This window comes from Pseudomonas sp. P5_A2_2 (assembly GCF_054177685.1).
Genome location: NZ_JBGCUL010000147.1, coordinates 1 through 7909, shown reverse-complemented (window position 1 = coordinate 7909; position 7909 = coordinate 1). Strand labels below are relative to the sequence as shown.

Annotated in this window: 9 protein-coding genes; all 9 read right to left on the bottom strand. The window is 56.4% G+C overall.

Going from position 1 to position 7909, the window contains the following annotated elements:
- Positions 1-476, bottom strand: a 476-nt coding sequence (locus tag ACXRVY_RS11930) for a Wzz/FepE/Etk N-terminal domain-containing protein (protein ID WP_458237451.1), incomplete at its 3' end; no start/stop codon positions are given.
- A gap of 61 nt (positions 477-537) precedes the next feature.
- Positions 538-774 carry a lipopolysaccharide assembly protein LapA domain-containing protein gene (locus ACXRVY_RS11925; protein WP_223462471.1) on the bottom strand — a complete coding sequence of 79 codons (237 nt, stop codon included), beginning with the start codon at positions 772-774 and terminating at the stop codon, positions 538-540.
- 24 nt (positions 775-798) lie between these two features.
- A complete protein-coding gene (ihfB, locus tag ACXRVY_RS11920) occupies positions 799-1101 on the bottom strand; it encodes an integration host factor subunit beta (RefSeq protein WP_223462470.1) in 303 nt (100 codons plus the stop codon).
- 151 nt (positions 1102-1252) lie between these two features.
- On the bottom strand, positions 1253-1534 hold the full coding sequence (locus tag ACXRVY_RS11915) for a hypothetical protein (protein ID WP_223462469.1): 282 nt from the start codon (positions 1532-1534) through the stop codon (positions 1253-1255).
- Between the two features lie 210 nt (positions 1535-1744).
- Positions 1745-3436: a 30S ribosomal protein S1 gene (gene rpsA / locus ACXRVY_RS11910; RefSeq protein ID WP_007973639.1), complete on the bottom strand. Its 1692-nt coding sequence runs from the start codon at positions 3434-3436 to the stop codon at positions 1745-1747.
- A gap of 120 nt (positions 3437-3556) precedes the next feature.
- Complete coding sequence (gene cmk, locus ACXRVY_RS11905) at positions 3557-4246, bottom strand: (d)CMP kinase (protein WP_008049002.1); 690 nt, start codon at positions 4244-4246, stop codon at positions 3557-3559.
- A complete protein-coding gene (locus ACXRVY_RS11900) occupies positions 4243-6450 on the bottom strand; it encodes a bifunctional prephenate dehydrogenase/3-phosphoshikimate 1-carboxyvinyltransferase (RefSeq protein WP_458237452.1) in 2208 nt (735 codons plus the stop codon). Before ACXRVY_RS11900 ends, cmk begins: the two co-directional genes overlap by 4 nt.
- Before the next feature lie 28 nt (positions 6451-6478).
- Positions 6479-7591 (bottom strand): histidinol-phosphate transaminase, encoded by a 1113-nt coding sequence (gene hisC / locus ACXRVY_RS11895; protein ID WP_223462467.1) that lies wholly within the window; start codon positions 7589-7591, stop codon positions 6479-6481.
- 13 nt (positions 7592-7604) lie between these two features.
- The coding region (locus tag ACXRVY_RS11890; protein ID WP_458237450.1) for a prephenate dehydratase at positions 7605-7909 on the bottom strand (305 nt) is incomplete at its 5' end.

Below are 7909 nucleotides of genomic sequence, written 5' to 3'. Positions count from 1 at the left end.
GTTGCGCGCGTAGGATCATTATCCTGGACCGAAATCGAGTATCGATCTGGTTGTTCCTTGGAGGGCAAGCCTACAGTCAGCTTCTTTAAAAACTTTGAATACAATAAATCCTGTGACTCTTTTCGAGTCGTTTCAGAAAGCGATGGTAAATACACCTCTAGAAAGAACGCGCGACGCAACGCTTCACTTTGCAAGTTGCGAGTAAAAACATCAAACACATCCTTTACTGTATAAGGTGTAAGCTCCAACTCTTTGGTTCGACCATAGTTAAAATCGGCGATCCCATTAAAAGTTGGTGGCAGCAAATATACACGAGCCTCATAAACTGACTTACTGATAAACGCATAAGCTGTTGCACCCAAAACAACAACTAAAGTAGTGCACAGTATCATTACTTTTTGAGCCCAAAGGGATCTCATCAACTCAAAAAAATCTATCTCATCCGACCCGGGCTTGGTCGATGGGTCATTCGTCATTCTGGCCAGCCTTTTCTAGTATGCATTTATGATGTTGCTTTTCATGTTCCAAGCTCGTATTTTAACGAATTCTAGGGTGCGTTTTCTTCTTTTGCGCAAAAATAAAAGCTAAAAGATGCCCTATTGCCATACCGCTCAGCAACACAAAAATTAGCGATACAGCTAGCGGAAGCTCCGGCGACGACCATCCAAGAAATACCAGTGAAACAGATTGCTTATTTTCAAGCACAAAAATGACTGTCGCAAATACAATCAGCAGTGCAATTACAAAAAAAACTATGCGCTTGACATAACTCATCGAAAAGTCTCTCGCAAATATCGATTACTGCTTTGCATCCTCGTCCTCATCCTCATTAACCCGATCCCTCAACTCTTTCCCGGGCTTGAAATGCGGAACAAATTTGCCGTCGAGACTGACCGACTGACCAGTTTTCGGGTTACGACCTACGCGTGGCGCCCGGTAGTGCAGAGAGAAGCTGCCAAACCCCCGGATCTCGATGCGATCCCCGGTAGCCAGACATTGGGACATTTGCTCAAGCATGGTCTTGATGGCCAGCTCCACATCCTTGGATGAGAGCAGCCCTTGATGGGTGACAATTCGTTCGATCAACTCCGACTTCGTCATATTTTTCCCTTCTTTTTCAAGCAGCTAGATCAGCGCTTCAAAGGTTTTAGCACGCCGGCATGATTTTGAACAGCCCGAGTTTTGCCATCTATTCCCCAACCCCAAAATGCTTGATTCCTGAAAGGCGGAAGACCTCTGAGCGGTTACCACCTCATCGACAGATCACCAACATAGTGCGCGTCAGGAACCCTGCCGGATTGAATCCAAAGAGGAAGCTTTCCTCCTCTTCCTTGACATCGTCAGATCTCGCTACAACTTTGTAGCCTGCCCCTCTGCACTCCTTGGCCGCGCGCTTGTAACACCTCTCCCATCTCGAACCGAGCCCCGAACAATCGACCTCTATGCCGCTAACCCCGCGCACTACGTGAGTTTTGGCATTGGTGGTACAACCCGCTAGCGCCAGCACTGCTACTGCGACAATTAGCTTGTTCATTCACGTCCTTTTGCCAGAAAGCCTACCGGGCGATCATTAGTCTCAGGCTAAAGACTAGCTGCAAATAAGCGCTTGATCCGACTAAACAATCAGACATTTTTTCAGCACCTTTGGTTCACGACTCGAGCAGCTACAGCCGAGCGAAACTCACCAAACTCCAGGCACAAAAAAGGGCGACCGAAGTCGCCCTTTTTTACAGAAAGTCAGAACTTAGTTCTGCTTTTCCATTTGTGCACGCAGCAGGTCACCCAGAGTGGTGGCCACAGGAGCATCAGTAGCTACTGGCTTGTCGCGCAGGCTCTGGATTGCTTCTTTCTCGTCTTCAACGTCTTTCGACTTGATCGAGAGCTGGATTACACGGCTCTTGCGGTCAACGCTGATGATCTTGGCTTCTACTTCTTCGCCTTCTTTCAGAACGTTGCGCGCGTCTTCAACGCGGTCACGGCTGATTTCGGAGGCTTTCAGAGTCGCTTCGATATCGTCGGCCAGAGTGATGATGGCGCCTTTAGCGTCAACTTCCTTCACGATGCCTTTAACGATGGCGCCTTTGTCGTTCTCTTGAACGTACTCGGAGAACGGATCGCTTTCCAGTTGCTTGATACCCAGGGAGATGCGCTCGCGCTCTGGGTCAACCGACAGGATAACGGTGTCCAGCTCGTCGCCCTTCTTGAAGCGGCGAACGGCTTCTTCGCCCACTTCGTTCCAGGAGATGTCGGACAGGTGAACCAGACCGTCGATGCCGCCGTCCAGACCAATGAAGATACCGAAATCGGTGATCGACTTGATGGTGCCGGAGATTTTATCGCCCTTGTTGAACTGGCCAGAGAAATCTTCCCATGGGTTGGATTTGCACTGCTTGATGCCCAGGGAGATACGACGACGCTCTTCGTCGATGTCCAGAACCATGACTTCCACTTCGTCGCCGACTTGTACGACTTTCGAAGGGTGGATGTTCTTGTTGGTCCAGTCCATTTCGGAAACGTGTACCAGACCTTCAACGCCTTCTTCCAGCTCAGCGAAGCAGCCGTAGTCGGTCAGGTTGGTTACACGCGCGGTAACGCGAGTGCTTTCCGGGTAACGGGCTTTGATAGCAACCCATGGATCTTCGCCCAGTTGCTTCAGGCCCAGGGAAACACGATTGCGCTCGCGATCGTACTTCAGAACCTTGACATCGATCTCGTCGCCAACGTTGACGATTTCGGAAGGATGCTTGATACGCTTCCAAGCCATGTCGGTAATGTGCAGCAGGCCATCGACGCCACCCAGATCGACGAATGCGCCGTAATCGGTGAGGTTCTTGACGATACCTTTGACTTGTTGGCCTTCCTGCAGGGATTCCAGCAGAGCTTCGCGCTCGGCGGAGTTCTCGGCTTCCAGGACGCTGCGACGGGAAACGACAACGTTGTTGCGCTTCTGGTCCAGCTTGATGACCTTGAATTCCAGCTCTTTGCCTTCCAGGTGCGTGGTGTCGCGCACTGGACGGACGTCAACCAGAGAACCTGGCAGGAACGCACGGATGCCGTTAACGTCGACAGTGAAGCCGCCTTTAACCTTACCGTTGATAACGCCCTTGACCACTTCTTCGGCTGCGAAGGCTGCTTCCAGAACAATCCAGCATTCAGCGCGCTTGGCTTTTTCACGGGACAGCTTGGTTTCACCAAAGCCGTCTTCAACCGAGTCCAGAGCAACGTGAACTTCGTCACCGACGTTGATGTTCAGTTCGCCAGCGTCGTTGTAGAACTGCTCAAGCGGGATGAGTGCTTCAGACTTCAGGCCAGCGTGAACGGTTACCCAGCGAGCCTGGTAATCGATATCAACGATAACACCGGTGATGATGGAGCCTGCCTGAAGGTTCAGGGTTTTTAGGCTTTCTTCAAAGAGTTCCGCAAAGCTTTCGCTCATTTTAATTCCTGTTGATGAGGGCGAAGAATACGCCCATCTCCACACCCCAGACGGTGTGGGTTAGTTTCATTTAAAAGAAGCCACCGCAGGACTATGACTGGTCCCCTGCGGCCTTCTTGGTCACCCGGCGATATCGCGAATGGCGATCTCGCTCATGATGCGTTCCAGCACCTGGTCGATGGATAATTCCGTGGAATCCAGCTGTATGGCGTCAGCCGCCGGTTTGAGCGGGGCTACCGCTCGCTGGGTGTCACGCTCATCGCGCGCACGTATCTCATCTAGCAGACTCGACAGACTAACACCCTCGACTTTGCCCTTCAACTGCAAATATCGTCGGCGTGCCCGCTCCTCGGCGCTGGCGGTCAGAAAAATCTTCAGCGGCGCATCAGGAAAAACCACGGTGCCCATGTCGCGACCATCCGCCACAAGACCCGGCGCTTCCTGAAAAGCTCGCTGGCGCTGCAACAGCGCCTCGCGTACAGCAGGCAACGCAGCCACCTGGGAAGCGCCGGAACCGACGCTTTCGGTGCGAATGACATCGCTGACTTCATCACCTTCCAGAATGATGCGTTGCAACTGACCGTCCGTCGCCGCGATGAACTGCACATCCAGATGAGCGGCGAGTTTCTTCAGCAGCTCTTCATTGGTCAGGTCGACACCATGATTATGCGCGGCAAAGGCCAGCAATCGGTACAACGCACCGGAGTCCAGCAGGTTCCAGCCCAGGCGCTTGGCCAGAATCCCGGCGACCGTGCCCTTGCCCGAACCGCTTGGCCCATCGATGGTGATGACCGGTGCAATGCTGATCACGACTGTGCCTCTTGTGCCACGCGAATACCGACCTGTGCGCACAGCGCCAGGAAATTCGGGAACGAAGTCGCGACGTTGGCGCAATCATGAATGCGGATCGGGGCACTGGCGCGTAGCGAAGCAACGCTGAACGCCATGGCGATACGGTGATCGCCATGGCCGTGCACTTCACCGCCGCCGATCTGACCGCCGTCGATGATGATGCCATCCGGGGTTGGCTCGCATTTGACGCCCAGCGCCAGCAAACCATCCGCCATGACCTGGATGCGATCCGACTCCTTGACCCGCAGCTCTTCGGCACCACGCAACACGGTGCGCCCTTCAGCACAGGCAGCGGCGACGAAGAGCAYCGGAAATTCGTCAATGGCCAATGGAACCAGCGCCTCGGGAATCTCGATACCTTTGAGTTTAGCTGCACGCACGCGCAAGTCAGCCACCGGTTCACCACCCACTTCACGCTGGTTTTCCAGGGTGATATCGGCGCCCATCAGGCGCAGGATGTCGATCACACCGGTACGGGTCGGGTTGATGCCGACGTGCTCGAGTACCAGTTCCGAACCCTCGGCGATCGAGGCCGCCACCAGGAAAAATGCCGAGGAAGAGATATCACCCGGGACTTCAATGTGGGTCGCGGTCAGTTTGCTGCCAGATTCGACCGATGCGGTAGCACCGTTGACCGTTACCGGATAGCCGAAACCGCGCAGCATGCGCTCGGTATGGTCGCGGGTCGGAGCAGGCTCGGTAACCGTGGTCTTGCCTTCGGCATACAGGCCGGCCAACAGCAGGCAGGACTTAACCTGGGCACTGGCCATCGGCATGGTGTAGGTCAGGCCCTTGAGCTTGTTGCCACCACGAATGGTCATCGGTGGACGACCCTCGGCGGCGGTTTCGATCACGGCGCCCATTTCACGCAGCGGATTGGCCACGCGATTCATCGGGCGCTTGGACAGCGATGCGTCGCCGGTCAGGGTGCTGTCGAAGTTCTGCGCGGCCAGCAGGCCGGACAGCAGACGCATCGAAGTACCGGAGTTGCCCAGATAGATCGGGCCCGGCGCCGGCTTCAGGCCATGCAGGCCAACGCCGTGAATGGTCACGCGTCCGTGGTGTGGGCCTTCAATGACCACGCCCATGTCACGGAATGCCTGCAAGGTCGCCAGGGCATCTTCGCCCTCGAGGAAGCCTTCGACTTCGGTGACGCCTTCAGCCAGGGAGCCGAGCATGATCGAACGGTGGGAAATCGATTTGTCACCTGGTACGCGAATCCGACCGGACAGGCGGCCACCAGGTTGAGCCAGGAAAATCAGATCGTTGGAATTCATAGCGTCCACATAGGCCCTGCGGGCCAGGATTTTACTGAAATGCTCGCGAGCAACCCGGGCGCGAGTGAAAACGCCCAACAATTGGTGCCCATCCCCTGCATCGACCGCGTCGCGCAAGGCGTCGAGATCGCTGCGAAATGTATCGAGTGTGCGCAGGACAGCTTCGCGGTTGGCGAGAAAGATGTCGTGCCACATGACCGGGTCGCTTCCGGCGATTCTTGTGAAATCGCGGAAACCGCCCGCAGCGTAACGGAAGATCTCAAGATTTTCATTGCGCTTGGCCAACGAATCGACCAAGCCGAACGCCAGCAAGTGCGGCAGATGACTGGTCGCCGCCAAGACTTCGTCGTGACGTTCAACCTGCATGTGCTCGACATCGGCGCCCAATTCGCGCCACAAACGGTCGACTACCGCCAGGGCTGCCGGATCGGTTTGCGCCAGCGGCGTCAGGATCACTTTATGGCGACGGAACAATTCGGCGTTGGAGGCTTCCACCCCGCTCTGCTCGGAACCGGCAATCGGGTGCCCCGGCACGAAGCAAGACGGCATGCTGCCAAAGGCTTCGGTGGCCGCACGCACCACATTGCCCTTGGCACTGCCGACATCGGTCAGGATCGCCTGGCCCAGATCCATGCCCGCCAGACGCGCGAGCACTTTCTCCATGGCCAGGATCGGCACCGCCAGCTGAATGACGTCGGCGCCCTGACAAGCAACGCCCAGGTCTTCCTCACAGCGATCCACCACACCCAATTCGACCGCGAGTTTGCGCGATTGCGGATCGAGATCGACCCCGACCACTTCGCGGCATATGCCACTCTCACGCAACCCCTTGGCAAACGAACCGCCGATCAATCCAAGACCGACCACCACCAGGCGACCGATCATAGGTTCAGCAGATTGCAGCGCAGTGACATCAACCACGAGCCAGAACCTTGGTCAGCGCTTCAAGGAAGCGGCTGTTCTCTGCCGGCAGGCCAATGGTGATGCGCAGGTGATTCGGCATGCCGTAGTTGGCCACCGGGCGCACGATCACGCCCTCACGAAGCAAGCCCTGGAACACCGGGGCCGCGACTTGATCGAGATCGACGCAGATGAAATTGCCTTTGGACGCAATCCAGCTCAGCCCCAGCTCACGGAATCCGGCTTCCAGTTGCTGCATGCCGGACTCGTTCAACTGACGGCTTTGCGCCAGATACTCCTCGTCCTTCAAAGCCGCACAAGCAGCGGCCAGGGCCAGGCTGTTGACGTTGAATGGCTGGCGTACACGGTTCAGCACGTCTGCGACCACCGCTGTGGACAACCCATAACCCACGCGTAGCGCCGCCAGCCCATAGGCCTTGGAGAAAGTGCGGGAAACCAACAGGTTCGGATAAGCCGCCAGGAAGTCCAGACCATCCGGCATATCACTGCCTTCGGCGTACTCGATGTAGGCCTCGTCCAGCACCACCAGCACATGCTCCGGAACATCCTGCAGGAATTCGTCCAGCGCCTCGGCGTCGAACCAGGTCCCGGTCGGATTGTTCGGGTTGGCGATGAACACCACGCGGGTATTGGCATCGATGGCTGCCAGCATGGCAGGCAGGTCATGCCCCCAATCCTTGGCCGGAACCACCTTGGCCTGCGCGCCGACTGCCTGAGTGGCAATCGGATAGACAGCGAACGCATGCTCGCTGAACACGGCATTCAGGCCCGGCGCCAGATAGGCGCGCGCCACCAGCTCAAGAATGTCGTTGGAACCATTGCCCAGCGTCACTTGATTGAGCTCGACTCGGCACTGCTCGGCCAGCAGGGTCTTGAGCGCAAAACCGTTGCCGTCCGGATAGCGGGTCAGCTCGGCCAGCGCATCGCGGATCGCCGCCAGCGCCTTGGGGCCGGGGCCCAGCGGGTTTTCGTTGCTCGCCAGTTTGACGATGCTGGCTGGATCGAGATCCAGCTCGCGAGCCAGTTCGTCCACGGGTTTGCCCGGAACGTAAGGCGAAAGTTGTTGCACGCCCGGCTGTGCCAGAGCGAGGAAATTGCCACTCATTTGCTACCGCCCCTTAGAGAACTGCTTTCGGGTAGGAACCCAGCACTTTGAGTGCCACCGCTTCCTGACTGATCTTTTCCAGCACACTTTTGACCAGCGGGTCGCGGTGGTGGCCGACGAAGTCGATGAAGAACACGTAGGTCCACTTGCCACTGCGCGACGGACGAGTCTCGATTCGCGTCAGGTCGATGCCATTGTCGTGGAACGGCACCAGCAACTCGTGCAACGCACCCGGGTTGTTGCTCATGGAAACGATGATCGATGTCTTGTCGTCGCCAGTCGGCGGCACTTCCTGATTACCGATCATCAGGAAGCGCG

What these genes read in the sequence shown, in the direction of transcription:
- ACXRVY_RS11925 (WP_223462471.1), bottom strand. Translation starts at nt 774, where the DNA reads ATGAGTTATGTCAAGCGCATAGTTTTTTTTGTAATTGCACTGCTGATT.
- ihfB (WP_223462470.1), bottom strand. Translation starts at nt 1,101, where the DNA reads ATGACGAAGTCGGAGTTGATCGAACGAATTGTCACCCATCAAGGGCTG.
- hisC (WP_223462467.1), bottom strand. Translation starts at nt 7,591, where the DNA reads ATGAGTGGCAATTTCCTCGCTCTGGCACAGCCGGGCGTGCAACAACTT.
- rpsA (WP_007973639.1), bottom strand. Translation starts at nt 3,436, where the DNA reads ATGAGCGAAAGCTTTGCGGAACTCTTTGAAGAAAGCCTAAAAACCCTG.
- ACXRVY_RS11915 (WP_223462469.1), bottom strand. Translation starts at nt 1,534, where the DNA reads ATGAACAAGCTAATTGTCGCAGTAGCAGTGCTGGCGCTAGCGGGTTGT.